The organism is Micromonospora sp. NPDC051925 (assembly GCF_044548625.1).
In the GTDB taxonomy this organism is placed as follows: Bacteria; Actinomycetota; Actinomycetes; order Mycobacteriales; family Micromonosporaceae; genus Micromonospora.
In genome coordinates, this window is record NZ_JBIUCH010000002.1 from 423,451 (window position 1) to 444,898 (window position 21,448).

A 21,448-nucleotide genomic window follows, 5' to 3' on the forward strand; every position below is an offset into this window, starting at 1 on the left:
CCACGGGGCTAGGAGAACAGCAGCACCGATCTGCGGGTGGCGTTGCCGTAGCTCAGCTTCCGTCCTCCGGTACCGGAGGACGGTGTGACCGCCAGCTCGAAGGTGAGCGTGGTGCCGGCGGGGACCTGGTGGTTCTCGTTGGCACTGATCGTGACGAATCCACCGCCGGTGAGAGCCGGGTCGACCGTCACGGCCTGCTGGTTCAGGATCTGGGAGGTCGGCGTCGGATTGCCGGGGAAGGTGTAGACCGCCCGAAGCCGGACCAGGTCGCCCTGGTGGAGACCGACCAGTTCGATTTTCGACTGGTGGCCGATGAGGCCGGTGGCGGTGATCCGGTAGGCGGTGTTGCCGTCCTTCCACCGGATCGGGTGGAAGGCCCCGTCGGCCGCGACGGCGGAGCCGGGAGAGATGGTGTCGATGGAGACTGTCTGCACGTCCGTACCTCCTGCTGTGGTAGCGCCGATCAGTACCGCGAAGTCGGTGTCCGTACCCCGGAACGCGTTGGCGTCGCAGGTGTGCTGCGCGCCGATCCGGGCGGTGCTGGTGTACTGCCAGATCCGGGGCACTGCGGACGGGCTGCCGTACGCCGCCCAGCCGGGGCCGGCGTCCCCGCCGGCTCGGGCATAGGCGGCGCTGAAGCCCTCGTCGAGGTTGTTCGGGTAGTTGGCGTTCCAGCGTGGGAAGTGACCCAGCGGGCTGGTGCCGTACTGGCCCTTGGAGGCGTACAGCACGGCGATCTTCTGGGTGCGTGCCTCCAGTTCGGTGGCGACCTGGACCCCGACGGCCGGTGCGACGGCGTCGTAGGGCCACCGCTCCAGGTCGACCTGCCAGAAGAACCCGGGCCAGCTGCGCCACCAGGGCAGGCGGGCGTCGGCGTGGTCGATGACGGTCTGCGCCTGGGTGGCCGCAGGCACCCCGGAGCGGACCACGACGTACACCCCCAGGTAGGGAATGCCGGCGTCACGGCCGGCGGCGAGGATCCAGCCACAGCTCAGGCTCCGGAACACGCTGGACGGTGTCTGTTCGGTTCCCTTGCTGGTGAGGAAGGCAATCCCCAGACCCGCGGCGGCGGTCACCCGGGACGAGGTCAATCCCCTGCCGACGTCGTAGTCACTGGTGTCCCATCCGTAGAGCGTCACGGGCACCTCCGGTGCCGAACATCAAGGGTGGAGGGCGGGCAGATCGGGCTGCCCGGTGGAAACGCTGTCGTAGCGATGGCCGGAATATCACATTTCCTGGCCATCGTGCGGAATGGCGTTGGATGAACCATACGTCGCTCGGGGAGTAGAACAACACCTGGTCAGCGGCTGTTTCGGTGAGTGCGAATTGCGGCCTCCGCAGTGCCGGGCGACCGACTCCCGGACCCGGCGCCGTCGACCGGCAACCGCCCCGGGTCGCGATGTGGGTCGCCGTGCGCCGCGGTTCGAGGTACCCCCCCGCTGGACCTTACGACCGGCCGAGCCAGGTGAGCGCCGCCGAGGTCAGCGCGTCGATCCCGGTGGGTACGGCGAGCGGGGCGTACGGCGCGAACCGGGGTGAGTGGTTGCCCGGGATCTGCGCGATCCTGGCGGCGGCGTCACCGGCGGTGGCCCGCCACTGGGCCGGCCCGATCGTGCCGAGCATCCAGTATCCGGTGGGCACCCCGTCGGCGGCGAGCAACGGGAAGTCCTCGGTGGCGAGCGACGGTGGCCAGCCGGCCACCCGCGCGGCGCCGAAGGCGTGCACGTGTGCCGCGCGCACCTCGGTGGTGACCTGCGGATCGGGCCGGTTGACCGGAGACTGCGCGACCACGGCTATCCGGGGTTCGCCCGGTGCTCCGGCGGCCGTGCACGCTGCCCGGACGATCCGTTCGACGGCCTCCCGCATCCGGGTCAGGGTGGTGGTCGAGTAGGCCCGCATCGTCACCCCGATGGTCGCGCTCTCGGCGACGACGTTGGCCCGGGTGCCGGCGGAGAGCCGTCCGACCGTGAGCACGGCCGGCTCGGCCGGGTCGACCTGCTGCGTCCGGATGGTCTGCAGCTGCACCACGACGAAGGCGGCGGCGACCACGGGGTCGACGCAGTGGTGCGGCATCGCGGTGTGTCCGGCGTTGCCCTCGATGGTGATCTCCAGGGTCACCGAACCGGCGGTCATCAGGTCGCCGTGCGCCACCAACCCCGCCGGCAGCGGCGCGCTGTGCTGGGCCAGTGCGACGTCGGGACGGCCCCACCGGCGGTAGAGCCCGTCGTCGATCATGGCGGCGGCTCCCCGCAGGGTCTCCTCGGCGGGCTGGCCGACCGCCAGCAGGGTTCCCCGCCACCCGTGCCGATCGGTGGAGAACACCTCGGCCGCGCCGGCGAGGGCAGCCAGGTGCAGGTCGTGCCCGCAGGCGTGCATGACCGGGGTCGGGGTGCCGTCGCCGTCGGGGGCGACCACCTCGCTGGCGTAGGGCAGCCCGGTCCGTTCGGCGATCGGCAGGGCGTCCAGCTCGGCGCGCAGCAGCACCGTCGGCCCGTCGCCGTTGGTCAGCCTGCCCACCACGCCGTGCCCGCCGATCCCGGTGGTGACGTCGAAGCCCACGGCACGCAGTCTGGTCGCGAAGGCGGCGGCGGTCCGCTCCTCCGCGCCCGACAGTTCGGGGTGGGTGTGCAGGTGCCGGTACAGCTTCAGCGCCGCCCGTACGACGTCGCCACGCGCCGGTCCGACTGCCGGCTGCGGTGCGGGGCGGGTCTCCACCCACGCAGTCTGGGTCGACGCGCTCACAGGTCACTGACAACGGCTGCCATCGTGGTGCTGTCGATCCGTGAGCGCGAGCCGGTGGACTGGGCTGGCACGGGCCAACCGGGCTCCCGGTCGTGACTGGTCGGGACGACACGAAGGAGCACAGCCATGAGCGGCCAGACCGATCTGGATCTTATCGCCCAGGAGATCCTCGAGCTGGAGACGGAGACCTTCGCGATCTCCGACTACACCGATGTCACCGAGGCGGTCCTCGCCTCGACCTCAAGCTCCGCCACCACCTCCACCACCAGCAGCACCACGTCGAGCACGAGCACGGCGTCCTCCACCTCGTGCTGCGGCTGACCCACCACTCGGTGCGGTGACCGGTGCGGTGACCGCCGGCGGGCGACCGGCGGCGGTCACCGTGACCGTCGACCGGAACGAATAGTGATACCGCGATCACTTTCTGTTCCGCGTCAAAATGGCGGTCGGGTACGGGGTAGACGGTTCTGCGTACTTGACCGTTGATCAAGCAATCCAGATGATTCCATTCATGAATTGCTCGATCGGTACTCCGGGCTGGGCCAGCGATTCCGAAATCGTCGTCCGCTCAGTTTTCTGCGGCGGCTAGCGGTGGTGACGGTGTCCGCTGGAAGGGCATGGCGTTCCCCTCGGAGGCGACTGGGGCCGGTCGCCGGGCCGGCTGTCCCGGACGGCCGGGCCCGGGTGTCGGTTCGGCGGCAGGGTCCGACGTGATCTTCCGGGTGCTCGGTCCGCTGGCGCTCGCCCAGGGCCAGGACTCCGTCGTGTTGCCGCCGTCCAGGGTGGCCAGCATGCTCGCGGCTCTGCTGGTCCGGCCGAACGAGGTCGTCTCGGTGAAGGCCCTGCAGGACGCGATCTGGGGTGACGACCAACCACTGGCCGCCAAGGCGGCCCTGCAGACCTGCGCGATGCGGCTGCGGCAGCTCTTCGTCCGGCACGCGATCGTCGCCTCCTCCATCGAGACGGTCCCGGGCGGCTACCGGTTCAACGGGTCCGGGCAGACGGTGGACCTGGTCCAGTTCCGCGAGATGGCCTCGGCGGCGGAGGTGGAGCCGCAGGCCGACCGGCAACTGGTGCTGCTGGAGGGCGCGCTGTCGCTGTGGCGGGGGCCGGTGCTGGCCAACGTGCCGTCGGAGAGCCTGCACCGCGACGCCGTGCCTCGGCTCAACGAGGAGCGGCTGCGGGTGCTGGAGCGGCTCTGCGACCTCAAGATCCAGTTGGGTTTCGCCCCGTCGGCCCTGGTCCAGCTCTGGGAGGCGACGCGCTCCCACCTGGGCAACGAACGGTTGGCCGAACTGCTCATCGAGGCGCTGTACCGGACCGGGAGGCAACCCGAGGCGTTGGCCGAGTACCGGCGGGTCAAGGACTTCCTGGCCGACGAACTCGGTGTCGATCCCGGGCCCCGGCTGCGCCGACTCGAGCTGAGCATCCTCAGTGGCGAGGCCCGGACGGAGAAGGCCCTGGTCGTACGGTCGGCGGTGCGCACGGCGTCGGCGGTCGAGCGTCCCGCTGTCAGCGCGCCGCAGGGATTCGTGGGGCGTCGCGCCGCCGTCGAGGCCGTCGCCGCGCGCCTTCGCGCCGACGGGGGTGTGGTGGTGCTGGCCGGCCTGCCGGGCGTTGGCAAGACCGCGCTCGCCTGCCAGGTGGCGTCGGTGGTCCGGGACGAGTTCCCCGCCGGTCAGTTGCTGCTCGGCATGCGGGAGGCCGATGGCCGGCCGACGCGTACGGCCGACCTGGCCGAGCAGGTGGCCCGCTGGCCACGTGCCGACGCGGCCCAGCGCGGCCTGTTGATCCTCGACGACGTGGTCGACGTGCAGCAGGCGTTGGCCAGCGCGCCGCTGTGGAGGCCCGGTGACGCCGCGCTGCTGACCAGCCAGTTCGGCCTGGTCGGAGTGGTCGCGCGGTTCGGGGGATGGATCGAGCGGATAGGCGGGTTCAGCCCGTCGGAGTCGACCGCTCTGCTGTCCGCCCTCATCGGCCGTGAGCGGGTCGAGGCCGAGCCCGCAGCGGTGGCGGCTCTCGCCGAGCTGTGCGATCACCTGCCCCTGGCCCTGCGTATCGCCGCTGCCCGGCTGCTGACCAGGACGACGAGCCTGGCCGAGTCGGCCGGCTGGCTGCGGGAGAACCCGATCAACCGGCTGGCGTTGCCGGGTGACCCGGACATGACGTTGGTCAGTCGGTGGGACGCCGCACTGCACCGACTGGCCCCTGTGCTGGTGGACGCCGTGCTGCGCCTCGGCGTCCACGACCCTGGTCCACTCGACCTGTCCACGGTGGCGCGGCGGCTGGAGGTCACCCCGCAGGTGGCTGAGTCCATTCTTGATCAGCTCGCCGACGCGAGCCTGCTCGACGAGCGGGCAGGGCAGTACCGAATGGGTGATCTGCTGCGGCTCTACGCGCATGACGCAATTGACGGAAAACGTTTTGTGGTGGGCCTGTGCGCCACCCTTTCCGCACCCGGAACGGAGTTCTGATGAGCACGGTATTCGATTCCGTTGCCGCCGCCCGACCACGGCTTCGCCGCGACGTTCTGTTCACCGCGGCGTACGACGGTGTGTTGTTCCACAACTCGTCGGGCGGCTTCAAAATCACCTCGCCGAGCGCCTACCGCCTGGCGACCCTGCTGGTCCCCGTCCTCGACGGGCGTCGGACGGTGGCCGAACTCTGCGCGAAGCTGCCCGGCCCGCAACGGGCCATGGTCGGTGAACTGGTCAGCGCGCTGCTGTCCCGGAGCTTCGCCCGGGACGTCCCGCCCGACGAGGTGGACCCGGCGACCCTGCTGGGCGCGGCGGTGGCCAAGCGGTTCGCCAGTCAGGTCGGCTACATCGACCACTACGTCGACGGTGCGCCCCACCGGTTCGCCGCCTTCCGGGACAGCACCGCGGTGGTCATCGGCAGCGGACCGGTCGCGCATATGTGTGCGCTGAGCCTGGTCCGCAACGGGATGGCGCAGGTGGGGATCGTCGGCCGGAGCGACGGTGCGGCAGCGCAGGAGGCGGCGGCGTTGGCCGCCACCGGTGTGCCGGCCGAGGTGCGTGACTGGTGTCCCGCCGGGGACGAACCCACCTGGGCCGACCTGGCCCGTGCCGACATCGTGCTCGTCGCCGGCGGTGACGACGCCGCCCGGCTGACGCATCGGCTGCTGGCCGCCGGCGTTCCCGCCGGAAAGACGATCGTCCCGGCCTGGACGTTCGGCCGCCGGGCGATCATCGGCCCGGCGGGCGGCGTCGGCCGCCGGGGGTGCTGGTACTGCGCCATGCTGCGGCTCACCACGAACGACGACAGCGGGGCGGCGGCCGAGGTCTGGCGTGGGGTCGCGGTTCCCGGCGCACCGCCGTCGGCCCGGCCAGGTCCCACCGGACCGCTGGCCGCGATGATCGGCAACCTCCTCGCGTTCGAGGCGTTCCGGCTGATGACCGGCGCGCTGCCCGCCGAGACCGACGGCAAGGTGACCGTCCAGGACCTGGAGTCGCTCGACGTCGTCAGCGAACCGCTGTCGCCACACCCACGGTGTGTCTACTGCCCACCGGAACCTGCCCGGCTGCCACCGGACCCCATCGTGCTGGACGTCGCGCCGGACCCCTCGATCGACCGGGACGCCGCCACGGAGGACGCCGCCGCGCGGCTGTCCGCGCGGGACGGATTGCTGCAACCACATGTCGGGGTCTTCCAGCGCTACCACGACGAGGACTGGGACCAGACGCCCGTCAAGATCGGCACGGTGGTGTTCACCGACCCGGCGGGGACGGCCCGGCGGATCAGCGCCTTCGACGTGCACCATCTGGTCGGGGCGCGGACGCGGGCGCTGGCGCGGGCCGCCGTCGCGTACGCCGACCAGTTCGGCGTCGACGCCGGGGGCACCGGGCCGGTCACCGGCGAGTCGCTGATCAGCGGAGCCCGGGTCGACGTGCCCAGGGCGGTGGTGGAACCGTCCGGGGCGGCCGACGCCGACCGTCCGGTCGAGCCGACCCGGGCCGGTGCCGGGGCCGGCTTCGACCCGGCGGCGGCGACCAGGGACGGGCTCGCCTCCGCCCTGGCGTACGCCGCGCTGCGGAGCGCCATCTCGGGGGTGCTGCCGTCCCGGGTGCTGCCGGACGGCCTCGGCGACGACGCGGAGCTGCGCTTCCTGAGCAGGTCGGCGGTGAACCTGGGGGTCACCGCCGACCTGCTCGACCTCGGGGCGGGCACGCCGGGCGGGGCGCACACCCTGCTGGCCCGGTGCGTCGAGCCGCGCAGCGGGACGAAGATGTGGACGGTCGCCGCCGATCCGTCCTGGCGGGAGGCCGCCGTCCGGGCGCTGTGCGATCTGGTCGGCCAGGTCCAGCTGCGGCAACAGTCGGCCGACCCGCAGACCACGGACGGTGGCGACCCCGTCCTGCGGGACTTCGACGCGGACACCCTCGCCGTGGCCGGCGTCGTCCCGGCGCGACTGGCGGCGAACGGGAGCTGGCAGGACGTGTTGGCCGGACTGGCGGAGGCCGGCAACGACGTCGCGGTCGTGCCGATCGGCGGCGCCGACCTGCCGGCCGCCGGCCTCTACGCGGTGCGCGTCGCGCTGCTGGAACGGCCCGGCAGATGAGTCAGCCGGTCATCGATCCGGGGCACCGGATCGTCGAGGCGCTCAGCGCGCTGCTGACCACCGAGGACCCTCCGGCACTCACGGTGCATCCACTCGGCGTACGCGACGAGCGGGCCGCCGACGTGGCGTCGACGTCCGCGCGGGTGCTGGTCTACGGTCGGCACGCGCTGCTCGCCCCACGATCGGGCGCAACGGGTTGCGCCTGTTGCCTGGCCCGCCGCTGGCAGGCGGTCCGGCCACCGGAGATGCGCGACGCGCTGGAGTTGGGCGGGGAGACGACGGCGGCGGGCGACTGGCCGTACACGACGCCGTTCGTCGCCGATGCGCTGCGTGCGCTGGCGGCCGCCGTCGACGCCGCGCACTGCGACGCCGACCCGCCCGTCGTCCACGACCTCGACGTGGAGACGCTCCGGGTCAGTCGGGTGCCGCTGATCGCGGACGGGGACTGCCCCCGCTGCGGCCGGGTGGCGTCGGACGCGCCCACGCCGCCGCAGTTGGCGGCCAGCCCCAAGCGCGCGCCGGACTCCTTCCGGATGCGGGACGCGGCGGCCTACCCGCTGTCCCCGACCGCACTGGTCAATCCGGTCTGCGGCCCGCTCGGGGCAGCCCTGTGGCCGGACCTCACCTCGACCTCGACGTCCCCGGTGCACGGGGTCTTCCACCCGCGATCGGGGAGCTTCCTGCGCGAGATGCTCTTCGGCGGCCACGCCGACGGGTACGCCCGCAGCACCCGGCTCGGGCTCCTGGAAGGGCTGGAACGCGCCGCCGGCCTACGGCCGTCGAGCCGGCGCACCACCGTGGTCGCGACCCTGGACGAACTCGGTCCGCAGGCGCTCGACCCGCGTGAGTGCGGCTCGTACTCCGACGAGTTCTACGCGGAGAACCGCCACATCAGACGGTTCGCGCCGGATCGGGCGATCCCGTGGGTCTGGGGCTGGTCGATGCGCGACGAGCGACCGATCCTGGTGCCCGAGGTGCTGGTCTACTACCACCACGCGCCGGTGGCGGAGCGTTTCGTCCAGGAGAACTCCAGTGGCTGCGCCTCCGGCGGCAGCCTGGTGGAGGCGATCTACCACGGCCTGATGGAGGCGATCGAGCGGGACGCCTTCGTCCTCGCCTGGTACGGCCGGCGACCGCTGCCGGAGATCGACCCCGACACCAGCGACCGGGTCCAGACCCGGACGATGGTGGACCGGCTGGCGATGTACGGCTACCGGGCCCGGTTCTTCGACACCCGGTGCACCTTCGACATCCCCGTCGTCACCGGGGTGGCCGAGCGGATCGACGGGGGCTTCGGCACCCTGGCCTTCGGGGGCGGGGCCAGCCTGGACCCGGAGACCGCGATGGCCGCGGCGCTCTGCGAGATCGCCTCGGACGCGGTCATGTCCGGGGTACGCGCCGCAGCGGACGAGTCGCGGCTCCGCGAGATGGTCGACGACTACGACAAGGTGTGGCGGCTGCACGACCATCCGTTGCTGTACGGGCTGCCGGAGATGCGCCGCCACGCGTCGTTCCTGCTGGATTCCGGCACGCCACCACGCCCGGTGAACGAGACCTACGCCGACTTCCGGTCGGCGTTCCCGCTCGCCGACGATCTCCGCGCCGACCTCGACCGATGCGTACGAATGGTCGCGGCCCGGGGCTTCGACGTGATCGTGGTCGACCAGACCACGCCGGAACAGCGCGATCTCGGCCTGCACACGGCCAGCGTGACGGTGCCGGGGCTGCTGCCGATCGACTTCGGCTGGCGGCGTCAGCGGGCGCTGAACATGCCCCGGCTGCGGACCGCTCATCGCCAGGCCGGGCTGGTCGACCACGACCTGCGCGACGGCGACATCCACCTAGTCCCGCACCCGTATCCGTGAGGTGAGGCGATGACCATCAGCACTGAGAGCTACGCCTACGAGTACGCGTCGATGATCCTGCGACGCAACCGGGTCCCGATGCCGCCGGCCGACTTCGCACCGAACTGGGCGGACAAGCCACGGCCGACCAAGCACTATCCGGGCGCGTTGTCGTTCCCGCTGCCCGACGCGCCACCGCTGCCGTCGGCCACCGTCGGGGCCGGCATCGCCGCCGCGCCGGCCGACGAGCCGTTCAGCCTGCCGGTGCTCGGTGCCATGCTGCGCGACTCGTACGGGCTCATCGGCCGGCGGCTGGCGATCCAGGCCAACACCGACGTGCACGGGTATCCGTGGTACGCGCGGGCGAACTGGCACCGGGGCACCGCCTCCGGCGGAGGTCTCTACCCGTGCAGCATCTACTGGGTCGCCGGCCCCGGGGCGGAGCTGTGCCCGGGGGTGTACCACTACGCCTGCCAGCCGCACACCATGCAGCGGCTGCTCGCCGGTGACGTCACCGGGCGGGTCCGCGCGGCGCTCGGCCTGCCGACCGACGCCACCCAGTTCCTGGTCATCGGCGTCAAGTACTGGGCGAACGCCTTCAAGTACAACAGCTTCGCCTACCACGCGGTGTCGATGGACGTGGGCACCCTGTTGCAGACCTGGCGGCTGTGGGCCGGCGGCCAACGACGGCGGATCGAGCCCCGCTTCTGGTTCGACCAGGCGGCGCTCGGCCGGCTGCTCGGGCTGCCACCCGACGAGGAGGGCCTGTTCGCGGTGGTGCCGTTGACCTGGACGGCGTCGCCGCCCGCCGACCCGTCCGCCCGGCGGCACGTCACCACGGCCGAGGACACCGCCCTGGCCGAGGGGACCGCGACGGCCGGCACCGCCGCAGCCGACGGTACCGGCAGGGCCGAGGGGGACGTGGCGGCCGTCGGCGAGGTGGCGGTGCGGCGGCGTGACCGGGAGCGGTCGCGGGTGGTGCTGACCTTCGAGGCGACGCAACGCATCCACCGGGCGACGGCACAGGTGGCGGCCCACCGGCCGGCGGCCGGGGCGCTGGCCAGCGCGGCGGCCACCCCGACGCCCGACGGCGGCGACCGGGTCGACCTGCCACCGCCGAGCCCGCTGGAGACGCCCGTCCGCACCGCGCTGAGCCGCCGCCGTAGCAGCTTCGGCCGGTTCGACGGGAGCGTGCCGATGCCGCAGGCAGACCTCGCGGCCCTGCTCACCGCCGCGCACGCCGCGCGGTTGCCCACCGAGATCACCGAGGCGGCCGACGGAGGGCTGGCGAAGTTCTACGTCTTCGTCAACCACGTCCGGGGGATGACGCCGGGCAGCTACGAGTACGACCCGGCACGCCACCAGTTGCGCGTGGTCCGATCGACCCCACCGGGCCTGTTCCTGCAACGCAACTACTTCCTGCCCAACTACAACCTGGAGCAGGCGGCCGTGGTGGTGGTCCCCACCGTCCGCGTACCGGCGGTGCTGGACGCGGTCGGACCGCGCGGCTACAACGTGGTGAACGCCACGATCGGCGCCGTGGCGCAGACCTTCTACACCGCGGCTGCGGCGCTCGACCTCGGCTGCGGGGTGGCGCTCGGGTTCGACGGCGTCTCCTACGTCGAGGAACTCGAGCTGGCCGCCACCGGCGAGACGCCACTGCTGATCATGCTCGCCGGCCACGAGCGGGTGCTTCCCACCGACTACCGGCACGAGTTGCGGTGAGGCGACGATGACGATTCTCCCCGGCACCATCGACCAGTCCGTACCGCAGGCTCTCCCCGCCCCCGCCGACCAGCGCGCACCGCAGGCGCGACGGCTGGGCCGCCACTTCGCGGTGCGCGTCGGTGGCCTGCCCTACGACACCGTGGCGGCGCTGCGCTGCCCGCAGGCCGCCGACCGGGCCGGCGCGGTCCTCGACCTGGAGGCGGCCCTCGCCACCGAGGCCACCGCACTGAGCGACCTGCTCCACGACCTCGTCGGGGCCAACGAGGACGGCGACTCCCGTCGACGGCTGCTCGCCCTGCGCCGGCAGGTCTTCAAGGGGGCGCTCCCGGCCGACCCGGAGGGCGCGCTCGCCGCCGTCGCCGCGGTGGCCCCGACCGTGGTCGCCCCGGTGCGGGACTGGCTGACCCGCCGGCAGCGGCTGGCGGTGGAGCGGGGTGGCCTGGCCGCGCTGCTCGACGAGGAACTCGCCACCTCCCGGGCCGAGCTGTGGCGGCTGACCGGCGAACCCCGGCTGCGGGCCGGGATCCAGGTCGCCTCGCCCACGCTGGACGAGCAGTTGGTGTCGCTCGCGGGACGCGACGGCCGGCCACCGGCGGCGAAGAAGCTGCGCCGGGTCGAGCGGTCGGTGCTGTCCTACCTCTACCGCACCGCGTGCAAGACGAGTCCGTTCAGCTCGTTCACCGGGATCGGGGTGGGGGAGTTCACCGAGGGGGCGGCCGGGCCGGACCCCGCCGGGCCGGCGACGTGGCAGGGGTACGCCCGCCTCAACGTCGTGGCGTTGACCCGGATCGTCGAGGCCGTCTGCGCCGACCTCGACCGCCGGGGCGACCTTCCGGTGGCGCTGAGCCCCGGCCTGCGACAGGATCCGGAGCGGGTGCGGTACGTGCGGCGGTGGGTCACCCCCGGTGACGACAGCGCCTCGGTCAGCTTTGACTCCATTCAGGACGGGCTGTTCTACCTGCGCCGCAGCGGACTCCTCGACGAGCTCACCGGCCTGCTCCAGGACGGCGGTGCCCGGCGGTGCGCGGAGTTGGCCGAGTGGCTGCGGCAGCGGACGCAGGCGAGCCCGCAGCGGTGCGAGGAGTACCTGTCCATCCTGCTCCGGCTGGGCATCCTGCAGATCGACGGGTTCGCCGTCGACGTGCACACCCCCGACCCCCTGCGCCAGCTGCGCGACTTCCTCACCACCCTGCGGCGGGCGTGGGCCGACGACCTGGCCGAGCGCCTGACGGAGCCGATCGCGCTGATCGAGACGTTCCGGGACGGGGAGTTGGCCGACCGGCGTACGGCGATGCGGCGGCTGCGGGACGCGCTGCACGAGATCCAGGTCCACCTGGGCGCCGAGGCGGCCTCCCTGCCGCAGGCGCTGCTCTACGAGGACTGTCGGATCAGCACCCGGCTGTCCACCCCGGACGCACCGTGGCGACGGCTGGCCGGTGGCGACCTCGCCGCCGTGGAGGCGGTGCTGCCGGCCTTCGACCTGACCCTGCCGCACCGGATCACCTTCCACGGCTTCTTCCTGGCCCGCTACGGCGTCGGCGGTCGCTGCGACGACCTGCTGCGGCTGGTCGAGGACTTCCACGAGGACCTGTACGACCAGTACCTGTCGATCACCGCGGACCGTCGACCGTTCGACGCGGACGGCTCCTACCAGGCGGAGGAGAACTGGCTGGGCCGGCCCGAGCTGACCAGGCTCGACGACCTCCGGCAGGACTTCGCGGCCTACCTGCGCTCGGTCGGGCAGCCGGCGGCCGAGACGGCGGAGATCCGGCTCGACCCGGCGAGGCTGCACCAGATCGGGGCCGGCCTGCTGGGCCTGCTCGGCGGGTTCCGGCCGCAGAGCCACCTCGTCCAGGTGGCCCGGCGGCCGGACGGGCCACCGCTGGTGGTGGTCAACCAGTCCCTGGGCGGGCTGTCGTTCCCGTTCAGCCGATTCACCCACTGCTTCGACGACACCCCGCCGGCACTCTCCGCCCGGCTACGGGCCCAGGCCGCCGAGGTCGCGCCGCCGGGCACGGTGTTCGCCGAGGTGACCGGCGGCCCGGCGACCACCAACCTGAACCTGCACGCCCAGCTCACCGACTACGTCATCGTCTGCCCCGGTGAGACCAGCCTGGCACCGGAGGCCAGCCAGCTTCCGCTGGCCGATCTCTACCTGCGCCACGAGCCCGACACCGACCGGGTGGTGCTGCGCTCCCGCCGGCTGGACCGGGAGGTGATCCCGGTCTACCTGGGCTATCTGGTGCCGATGGCGCTGCCCCAGCTGCACCGGGCCCTGCTGCTGCTGTCACCGACCTCGATGGCGGTGGTCGACGTGTGGCGCGGGGTGCCGGAGTCGCCGGATGCCGACGGGGTGGTCCGGCGTCCCCGGGTCCGGGTCGGCGACGTCGTGGTCAGCCGGCGCAGCTGGGCGATGTCGGCGGCGGCGTTGCCACGCCGGGCCGAGGGCGACACCGACGCCGACTGGTTCCTCGGCTGGCAGCGGTGGCGGCGGGCGCGGAGGTTGCCCACCGAACTGTTCGCCACCGTGCACGGCGGTGCCGGCGGCCGGCCGTCGGGACGGCCGAAACCCCAGTACGTCGACTGCGCCAGCTACCTGTCGTTGCTCGCGCTCGAGGCGTTGCTGACCGCCGACGACGACCGGGTGGTGTTCCGCGAGATGTTGCCGTCCGGCGACGAGGTGACGGACTCCGCCGACATGACGGCCGGCTCGGCCCAGGGCCGGCACGTCACCGAGTTCGTCATCGAGACCTTCCCCTCTTCCCCGACGCGCGGAGGCGGTCATGTCTGAACAGTCCACCGCTGGTGAGCCGGGCCAGTGGCTCGGCATCCACATCTTCTACGGCGCGAACGCCAGACCGATGGTGGTCGAGTGCATCCGTCCGCTGGTCGACGAGCTGACCGCCCAGGGTGTCCTGGACACCTACTTCTTCATGAACTACTGGATGGAGGGTCCGCACGTGCGGTTGCGGCTCAGGCCCCGCACCCGTGCCGACGAGCCCGCCGTACGGGCCACCGCGGAGGCGGCCATCCGGCGCTTCCTGGCCGCTCGGCCCGCGCTGTACGAGATGGACGCGGGCTTCCGGGGCGAACTGCACGAGCGGCTGTTCCAGCTGGAGTACCCGCAGGGCGCACCGGACGAGCTGACCGGGCCCGACGGCACGCCACGGATGCAGCCGAACAACTCCTTCAGCTACCGGCCGTACGAACCGGAGTACGGCAAGTACGGCGGTGCGCGGGGCGTCGCCCTCGCCGAGTGGCACTTCCGCTACTCCAGCGACCTGGTCATCGACATGGTGCGGACGATGAACCTTCACCTGCGGCCGGTGACCCTGGGCAGCGCGGCCCAGCTGATGCTGGTGATGGCGGGCACCTTCCTGCCCGATCGCCACGACCTGGTCGCGTTCTTCGACTCGTACCACCAGTTCTGGCATCGGGCGTTCGGGGGCGCCGGTTTCGTGGACAACATCGACTACGACCGGATGTACGCGCGGATGTCCGGCGACCTGGACCGGCGGTTCCAGCCGATCCTCCGCGCGCTCGACCAGGGTGAGCAGCATCGGCTGCCGGTGTTCCTGCGCGGCTGGGCCGAGCACTCCGGCGAGCTGCGCAGCCGGGTGTCGGAGCTGGCCGGGTCGGGTGAGCTGACCTTCGCCTACCCGGAGGGCGCGGCGGCGGTCACCGTCACCGATCCGCACGAGGCGTCGGCCCGGCTGCTCTCGCCGTACCTGCACATGACCAACAACCGGCTCTACATCACCCTGCGCGACGAGGCGTACCTGGCGTACCTGATGGCTCGGGCGCTGCGCGAGACGCTGGCGGCGCGGTGACCGACGGCACGGTGGTCGGTCTCCCGTCGCACGCGCCGGACGACGCCGTCGAGCGGCCCCGGGTCCGGCCGGACCTGCTGGTCTCTGCGGAACTGGGCCGGGGTCCGCACCGGGTGCACCTGCTGAGGGTTCCCGGCGGCGCGACGTTCGAGGTGTCACCGAAGGAGTGCTTCCTGATCCGCAACCTGGACGGGCGTCGATCGCTGGCCGAGGTGGGCGCGGCGTACGCGGCGCGGTTCGGCCGGCGGCTCGGCCCGGCCCAGTGGTCGCAACTGCTGTGGTTGCTGCGCCAGCGTGACCTGCTGGCCACGGGCGACCGGGCCGGCGCGGCGGTCGCGCCCCGGCTGCTGCTGGCGCGCCTCGCCACCGCCTTCGGGTGGGCCTTCTCGCTTCCGGCCGGCGTCGCCGTCGGGATCGGGTTCGCGGCGCTGTACGCCGTCGTCGCCGTGGAGTCGCCGCGGCTGTGGCAGGACGCGCGCCCGGTCTTCGGCGACTGGCGGTGGGTGGTCGGGATCGTCGCGGTCAGCTACCTCAGCGCGATGCTGCACGAGTTGGCGCACGGGGTCGCCGCCACGCACTTCGGCTGCTCCGGGGTGCGGATCAACGTGGTGGCGTTGAGCTGCCGGGTGGAGGACTACCAGTTCCTGCCCTCGCGTGCCGGACGGGTCGTGATCGCGGCGGTGGGCGGGGTGCTGAACAGCATCGTCACCGTGCCCTTCCTCCTCGTCTGGCTGTTCAGCACGCCCGGCTCGGCGAGCCACCGGTTCGCCGCCGCGGTGGTCCTGGTGGGCACGGTGCAGAGCCTGGTCAACTACGTGCCGTTGGCGCCGCTGGACGGCTACAAGATGCTCAGTCATCTGCTCGGCGTGGTGGCCCTCGGTCCGGAGAGCCGCCGTTACCTCTGGTCGCGGCCCCGCCAGTGGGTGTCGCGGCGTGGCCCCCGGTATCCCGGGCGGGCCCGGCTCGCGCTCGGGCTCTACGGCACGGGGTGGCACGTGGCGACGGCGGCCCTCGGCGTGGGCGTCGCCTGGTCCGGCGGCCGGCTGCTGGAGCCGTCGCTGGGCCGCGCCGGTCACGCCGTGTCGGCGGCGGTCGTCGTGCTGACGGTCTGCCTGTGGCTCGCCGGCCTGCCCCGCCACCGGACACGGACCGATCCATCCAACCAAGCAACCAGGTGAGAGGCGAGGCGATGCAGACAGACATGGAACCGGCCGTCGAGGTCGAGGGGCTGAGCAAGTCGTACGGCAAGGTGCGTGCCGTGGACGACGTGAGCCTGACCGTGCCGCGCGGCGAGTTCATCGGGCTGCTCGGGCCCAACGGGGCGGGGAAGACCACCCTCATCGAGTTGATCGAGGGGCTGCGGATGCCCGACGCCGGCACGGTGACCGTGCTCGGCCACCGTCCGCATCCGCGCAACCGGGCGCTGCTGCCGCTCATCGGCGTACAGACGCAGAAGTCGGCGTTCTTTCCGCACCTGACCGCCATCGAGCACCTGGAGACGGTGGCCGCGTTCTACGGCCTCGACCGGCAGGCCGCGCAGCGGGCGTTGGCGCAGGTCGGGCTGACCGCTTCCGCCGACGCCCGGGTGGCCCGGGTCTCCGGCGGCCAACGGCAACGGCTGGCCATCGCGTCGGCGCTGGTGCACCAGCCCGAGGTGATCTTCCTGGACGAGCCCACCGGGGCGCTGGACCCCCAGGCCCGTCGTGACCTGTGGACCATGCTGCGCCAGCTCAAGAGCGCCGGCAAGACCATCGTCTACACGACCCACCATCTCGACGAGGCCGAGGCGCTCTGCGACCGGGTCGCCATCCTCCACCACGGCCGGATCGTGGCGCTGGACAGCCCCCGGGCGCTGATCAGCCGCGCGGCGGTGGGCACCCAGGTGCTGGTGCCGATGGGGCAGCTCGCGCCGGAGCAGGCGAGCAGGCTCGACGGCGTCGACTCGGTGACCGTCGAGAACGGCACGCTGACCCTGCACACCCAACACCTGACCCGGGTCCTGGCGGCGCTCGGCACCGGCGCGGATCTCGACGGGGTGCAGACCAGAACGGCCACGTTGGAAGACGTCTACCTGGAACTGATCGGAGCACAGTCGTGACCGTCTTCACCGCCCTGACCCGGGCCTCCTACAAGGCGAACACCCGGGACACCGTGACGATCTTCTTCACCTTCGCCTTCCCGTTGATCTTCCTGGTCATCTTCGGCCTGATCTTCAAGGGGCAGGAGGTGGTGGAGACCGGCAACGGCTACATCGACTTCATCGCCCCCGGCGTGCTGGCCTGGGGGCTGGCCAACGCGGCGTCGTTCGGGGTCGCCTTCACCCTGATGCAGTGGCGTCGGGACGACCTGCTGCGCCTGATCCGGCTCACCCCGGCGCGGCTGTCCGAAGTGGTGCTCTCCCGGATGGCGGTCGCCGTGTGCATCGGGGTGGCCCAGTGCCTGCTCTTCATCGGGGTGGCGACGATCCCCCTGTTCGGCATGAACGTGGCCCCCCGGTGGCCGCTCGCCCTGCCGATCATGCTGCTGGGCATCGGCACCTTCCTGGGCCTCGGACTGATCATTGGAGCGATCTCGAAGACCCCCGAGGCGGTGAGCGCCATCGGCAACTGCGTGGTGATCCCGATGGCGTTCCTGTCCGGCGCGTTCATCCCGGTGGAGCTCATGCCGGACTGGCTGCGCAGCTTCTCGTACGCGATGCCCCTGCGCTACGTCCTCGACGGCCTGGTCTACGCGCTGGCCGGCGCGGGCGAGGCGCGTGACTACTGGATCGCGTGCCTGGTGCTGGTGGGATTCACCACGGTCTTCACCGCGATCGGTCTGCGCCTGTTCAAGTGGAGCAACGACGAATGACGCCGGTCGTGGCCACCGCAGCCGGGCCGGACACGCCGCTGAGCGCCGCCGCGGCCCAGCTCCAACGCGACCTCGTCGCCCGCTGGTCGGCGGCTCCGCCGACCGGCGGGCGACCACCCGCCGTGGTGACGCTCGGCACCGCCGACGTCACGCGGACCCCGGACCCGGTCCGCCGCCACGCCAACGTCCACCTGTCCCCGGGCGCGGTCTTCCTCGGGCCGTGGGGCGGGGCCCCGGGACAGGCCGAGGGGTGCGGGCACTGCTTCGGCGTACGGTGGCAGCGGCTGCGGGGCCGCACCGAACGCGACGCCCTGGAGACCGGCCTGGGCCTCACCGGCGTCGGCGGCTGGCCGGAGCTGCCGGAGTACCTGGTGGACGCGGTGTGGCACCTGTTCCGCGCAGTCGCCGTAGCGCCGCCCTCGGTCGGCGTCTTCCTCGATCCGGACAGCGCGGCGCTGCGCCGGGTGACCTCGCTGGAGCTGGGCAGCCTGCGCTCGTCGACGGTGCCGATCCTGCCCGAGCCGAGGTGTCCGAGCTGCGGCGACGTGGTACCGGACCGGCCGATGCCGGTCGAGACGGCGCGGCCACGTCCTAAACCGGCGCCGGACGGCTACCGGCTGCGCGGCGTGCACGACTACCGCCTGCCGGTCGGCGCGCTGGTCAACCCGGTGTGCGGCGTGATCGGCGCCGGGGCGTTGGTGAACCCGACCCTGCCGACCACCGCGGCGGTGACCGGGGGCATCTTCATCCGAGGCTACGCGGGCCTGCTCGACGTCGCGTGGAGCGGGCACGCCAACGGCTTCGCCGACAGTCTGCGGCTGGCCTATCTGGAAGGCCTGGAACGCTACGCCGGCACCCACCACCGCCGCCCCGTCGAGCCCCTCGTCGCCCCCTACGCCGACGTCGCCGACCGGGCCCTCGACCCGACCAGCTGCGGCGGGTACGCCGAGGAGACCTACGACACCGATCCGCTGGTGCAGCGCTTCGACCCGGACCAGCCGATCCCCTGGGTGTGGGGACGGTCGATCCGCCACGACGCACCGGTCCTGGTGCCCCGACGGTTGTGCTTCTACAGCACCGGCGCGTCCGGGGACAACTTCGTGCTCTCCTCCTCCAACGGCTGCGCCACCGGCAGCTGTCTGGAGGAAGCGATCCTGTTCGGGCTGCTGGAACTCATCGAACGGGACGCGTTCCTGCTGGGGTGGTACGGCCGGGAGCGGCTGCGCCGTATCGACCTGGACTCGTGCGCCAGCGCGGCGATCCGGACGATGGTCGACCGCGGCACCCTCGCCGGCTACGAGGTGCTCGCCTTCGACAACCGTACGGATCTGTCCGTGCCCGTGGTCACCACGCTCGCGGTGCGGCACGACGGCGGCCCCGGGTTGCTGGCGTTCGCCGCCGGCGCGCACCTGGCCCCGGAGCAGGCGGTCGCCGCCGCGCTGTCCGAGACGTTGTCGTACATTCCCCTCAAGGCCGGCAGGACCCGGCAGCGGTGGCGTGAGCTGAACGCCATGGCCGAGGACTACTCGCTGGTCCAGACCGTGCACGACCACGCCGACCTGTTCGGTCTGCCGACGATGCGGGAGCACGCCGGGGACTACCTCGCCGACCGGCCGACCGAGTCGATGACCGAGCTGTACGGCCGCCCCCGACCACCGACCCGGGACCTGCGGGAGGACCTGCAGGCGGTGCTGGACGAGCTGTACGCCAAGGGGTACGACGTCATCGTCGTCGACCAGACCACACCGGAGCAGTTCGCGATGGGGCTGCGCACGGTCTGCACGATCGTGCCCGGTCTGCTGCCGATCGACTTCGGCTGGCTGCGGCAGCGCGCCCTGACGATGCCCCGGCTGCACGAGCGCCTCCGGGCGCACGGGCACGCCGACGCCGGGCCCCGTCCGGTGCCGCACCCGTTCCCGTAGCCCGGTCGCCACCGGACCGGCCACCCACCACCCGTCACACCCACCGCCGGCTACCCACCACCCGTCAGCCGCCGGCCGGTGGGGTGTTTCCCGGTCCGCGTAGCCGTTCCCGGCCGAGCGAGTCCTCCCGGATCCGCTCGCTGTACTGCCCCCGGTGCCGGATCGGCCGGCCGACGTCGGCGTACTTCTGCTTGGCCCGTTCCAGGTGGGTGCGGACCGTACCGGCGGCGATGCCCAACTGCCGACCCACCGCGTCCACGGTCATCCCGCGGCCGTAGGCCACCAGCACCTCGTGCTCGCGCGGGGTCAGCTCCGGCCGGTCCGGCCGGTTGTCGCGTCCCAGCCAGAAGGCGTGTTCGGTGGTCAGCGGAGAGTCACCACGCGCCACCGCCCGGATGACGTCGGCCAGCACGGTGAGGTTCGCGGTCTTCGCCACGTACGCCACCGCGCCCGCCTCGGTCGTCGCCAGGATGTACGACAGATCCGGCACCACCGTGATCACGATGATGGTGAAGCCGGCCTCGACCAGGCTCGCGACGTTCTCCACCGGGTCGGTGAAGTCCTCCAGGTTGAGGTCGAGCAGCACGATCCGGGGGGTGACGGTCTGGCTGAGGAAGTCCGTGACCGACCGCGCCGTCGCCGTCAGGCGGATGTCGGGCACCGAGGCGAGCCAGGTCGCCATGCCGTCCAGGAGCATCTGGTCGTTGTCTATCGCGGCGATCTCGATCAGGGGGTCCACAACACCTCCACCACCGTGCCGTGACCCGGGCTGGACGTGACGTCCACCGTGCCACCTGTCTCGATCACGCGGTGTCGCAGCTCGCGGATCAGGCCACGGCCGCCGGTCACCGCCTCCGGCTCGAAGCCGACACCGCGATCCACCACGACGACCCGCACCCCGTCGCCCTCACCGACAGCGGTCAGCCACGCCTCGTCGACCTCGGCGTGCTTGGCCACGTTGTTCAACGCCTCCCGGGTCGCCCCGAGCAGCATCGCCGCCACCGCCGGCGGTAGCTCGGTCGGCAGGGCGTGGAACTGCGAGTTCACCCGCAGCCCGAGGGCCTGCTTGTCGCGGACCACCCCGGCCAGCGCCCCGACGAAGTCACCCGGGCCGATGTCGGCGGCCCCACTCATCAGGCCACGCAGGAAGTCGGCATCCCGGGTGCACAGCGCCCGGACCTCGTCGGCGCGATGGTCCAGCCCGCCCCGGGCGATCTTGCTCAGGGTGCTCAGCACGGTGTGGTGCAGCACGTCGTACTGTCGGGTCCGCTCGTCGTAGCGGGCGCGGGCGGTGGCCTCCCGGGCCCGCGCCTCGATCGCGTCGGCGGTGGCGAGGTCGACCTGTCGGGCGGAGGCGCGCAGCATCCGGGCGCACACCCAGCTCAGCAACGCGAACCCCAGCATGAAGAACACGTTCACCGCCACCGAGCCGAGGGCGTCCGGGGCCGGCGCCCGGGTCCGGACGACGTGCTCCCAGATGCCCAGGACGTACGCTCCTGCCACCGCCAGGGTGCCGACCACCGCGATGCCGAACGGAATGAAGATCATGGCCAGGATGATCGATCCCATCGCGGACGGCACCACCCACAGCTGCCAGCCGCTCGCGCAGGACGTGACACACATCTGCGGCACGGCGATCAGCCAGATCGCCGCGAGCGCCAGGTCGACCAGCACCCACTCGAGGGTGACCCGCCGACGACGCAGCATCACGGTGAACAGCACCGTCGACCAGACGACCGCCGAGAGGTGACTGCCGACGACCGCCGTGATGGACCGGAAGTCGTCCAGCCCGCCGGACAGCAGCACCGGCAGGCCCACCGAGAGCTGGAGCGCGCGGAGCGCGCCGGACGCCTGGATGAGCAGCAACTCCGCGCGGGCCTGCGCCCCGTTGCCGGTTGTCGCCGATGATTGCACCTAACAAACCTCGCGTATGGACCTGGAATCGGGTAGTAC

Annotated in this window: 15 protein-coding genes; 11 read left to right on the forward strand and 4 right to left on the reverse strand. The window is 72.3% G+C overall.

Annotated features, from left to right (window positions below; all coding sequences use genetic code 11):
* Positions 1–8 precede the first annotated feature (8 nt).
* Positions 9–1,139 (reverse strand): hypothetical protein, encoded by a 1,131-nt coding sequence (locus tag ACIG87_RS04520; protein WP_396848129.1) that lies wholly within the window; start codon positions 1,137–1,139, stop codon positions 9–11.
* Between the two features lie 307 nt (positions 1,140–1,446).
* Positions 1,447–2,715 (reverse strand): amidohydrolase, encoded by a 1,269-nt coding sequence (locus ACIG87_RS04525; protein ID WP_396848131.1) that lies wholly within the window; start codon positions 2,713–2,715, stop codon positions 1,447–1,449.
* A 153-nt stretch (positions 2,716–2,868) separates the two neighbouring features.
* Between ACIG87_RS04525 and ACIG87_RS04530 the strand changes: the two genes are divergently transcribed.
* The 11 genes from ACIG87_RS04530 (at position 2,869) to ACIG87_RS04580 (ending at position 19,495) form a co-directional block, all read left to right on the forward strand.
* Positions 2,869–3,063 (forward strand): thiazolylpeptide-type bacteriocin, encoded by a 195-nt coding sequence (locus ACIG87_RS04530; RefSeq protein ID WP_396848133.1) that lies wholly within the window; start codon positions 2,869–2,871, stop codon positions 3,061–3,063.
* A gap of 389 nt (positions 3,064–3,452) precedes the next feature.
* The gene (locus tag ACIG87_RS04535; protein ID WP_396848135.1) at positions 3,453–5,216 is read left to right on the forward strand and encodes a BTAD domain-containing putative transcriptional regulator; all 1,764 of its coding nucleotides are present in this window, start codon (positions 3,453–3,455) and stop codon (positions 5,214–5,216) included.
* On the forward strand, positions 5,216–7,321 hold the full coding sequence (locus tag ACIG87_RS04540) for a TOMM precursor leader peptide-binding protein (protein ID WP_396848136.1): 2,106 nt from the start codon (positions 5,216–5,218) through the stop codon (positions 7,319–7,321). Before ACIG87_RS04535 ends, ACIG87_RS04540 begins: the two co-directional genes overlap by 1 nt.
* Positions 7,318–9,186, forward strand: coding sequence for a TOMM precursor leader peptide-binding protein (locus tag ACIG87_RS04545; RefSeq protein WP_396848138.1), 1,869 nt, complete (start codon positions 7,318–7,320; stop codon positions 9,184–9,186). The genes ACIG87_RS04540 and ACIG87_RS04545 overlap by 4 nt, the downstream gene beginning before the upstream one ends.
* A 9-nt stretch (positions 9,187–9,195) precedes the next feature.
* A complete protein-coding gene (locus ACIG87_RS04550) occupies positions 9,196–10,890 on the forward strand; it encodes a nitroreductase family protein (protein WP_396848140.1) in 1,695 nt (564 codons plus the stop codon).
* Positions 10,891–10,897: 7 nt separating this feature from the next.
* Complete coding sequence (locus ACIG87_RS04555; protein WP_396848142.1) at positions 10,898–13,684, forward strand: lantibiotic dehydratase; 2,787 nt, start codon at positions 10,898–10,900, stop codon at positions 13,682–13,684.
* The gene (locus ACIG87_RS04560; RefSeq protein ID WP_396848144.1) at positions 13,677–14,723 is read left to right on the forward strand and encodes a lantibiotic dehydratase C-terminal domain-containing protein; all 1,047 of its coding nucleotides are present in this window, start codon (positions 13,677–13,679) and stop codon (positions 14,721–14,723) included. The genes ACIG87_RS04555 and ACIG87_RS04560 overlap by 8 nt, the downstream gene beginning before the upstream one ends.
* Entirely contained in the window at positions 14,720–15,901 is a 1,182-nt protein-coding gene (locus ACIG87_RS04565; RefSeq protein ID WP_396848146.1) for a peptidase M50, read from the forward strand. Before ACIG87_RS04560 ends, ACIG87_RS04565 begins: the two co-directional genes overlap by 4 nt.
* A gap of 11 nt (positions 15,902–15,912) precedes the next feature.
* The gene (locus ACIG87_RS04570; protein ID WP_396848148.1) at positions 15,913–16,821 is read left to right on the forward strand and encodes an ABC transporter ATP-binding protein; all 909 of its coding nucleotides are present in this window, start codon (positions 15,913–15,915) and stop codon (positions 16,819–16,821) included.
* On the forward strand, positions 16,818–17,573 hold the full coding sequence (locus ACIG87_RS04575) for an ABC transporter permease (protein ID WP_396848150.1): 756 nt from the start codon (positions 16,818–16,820) through the stop codon (positions 17,571–17,573). The genes ACIG87_RS04570 and ACIG87_RS04575 overlap by 4 nt, the downstream gene beginning before the upstream one ends.
* Entirely contained in the window at positions 17,570–19,495 is a 1,926-nt protein-coding gene (locus tag ACIG87_RS04580) for a TOMM precursor leader peptide-binding protein (RefSeq protein WP_396848151.1), read from the forward strand. Before ACIG87_RS04575 ends, ACIG87_RS04580 begins: the two co-directional genes overlap by 4 nt.
* Before the next feature lie 64 nt (positions 19,496–19,559).
* Here ACIG87_RS04580 and ACIG87_RS04585 read toward each other — a convergent pair whose 3' ends face one another.
* Both ACIG87_RS04585 and ACIG87_RS04590 read right to left on the reverse strand, forming a co-directional pair.
* The gene (locus tag ACIG87_RS04585; RefSeq protein WP_396848152.1) at positions 19,560–20,234 is read right to left on the reverse strand and encodes a LuxR C-terminal-related transcriptional regulator; all 675 of its coding nucleotides are present in this window, start codon (positions 20,232–20,234) and stop codon (positions 19,560–19,562) included.
* Positions 20,222–21,409 (reverse strand): ATP-binding protein, encoded by a 1,188-nt coding sequence (locus ACIG87_RS04590; protein WP_396848154.1) that lies wholly within the window; start codon positions 21,407–21,409, stop codon positions 20,222–20,224. Before ACIG87_RS04590 ends, ACIG87_RS04585 begins: the two co-directional genes overlap by 13 nt.
* Positions 21,410–21,448 lie beyond the last annotated feature (39 nt).

What these genes read in the sequence shown, in the direction of transcription:
- ACIG87_RS04560 (WP_396848144.1), top strand. Translation starts at nt 13,677, where the DNA reads ATGTCTGAACAGTCCACCGCTGGTGAGCCGGGCCAGTGGCTCGGCATC.
- ACIG87_RS04540 (WP_396848136.1), top strand. Translation starts at nt 5,216, where the DNA reads ATGAGCACGGTATTCGATTCCGTTGCCGCCGCCCGACCACGGCTTCGC.
- ACIG87_RS04530 (WP_396848133.1), top strand. Translation starts at nt 2,869, where the DNA reads ATGAGCGGCCAGACCGATCTGGATCTTATCGCCCAGGAGATCCTCGAG.
- ACIG87_RS04545 (WP_396848138.1), top strand. Translation starts at nt 7,318, where the DNA reads ATGAGTCAGCCGGTCATCGATCCGGGGCACCGGATCGTCGAGGCGCTC.
- ACIG87_RS04550 (WP_396848140.1), top strand. Translation starts at nt 9,196, where the DNA reads ATGACCATCAGCACTGAGAGCTACGCCTACGAGTACGCGTCGATGATC.
- ACIG87_RS04570 (WP_396848148.1), top strand. Translation starts at nt 15,913, where the DNA reads ATGCAGACAGACATGGAACCGGCCGTCGAGGTCGAGGGGCTGAGCAAG.
- ACIG87_RS04580 (WP_396848151.1), top strand. Translation starts at nt 17,570, where the DNA reads ATGACGCCGGTCGTGGCCACCGCAGCCGGGCCGGACACGCCGCTGAGC.
- ACIG87_RS04555 (WP_396848142.1), top strand. Translation starts at nt 10,898, where the DNA reads ATGACGATTCTCCCCGGCACCATCGACCAGTCCGTACCGCAGGCTCTC.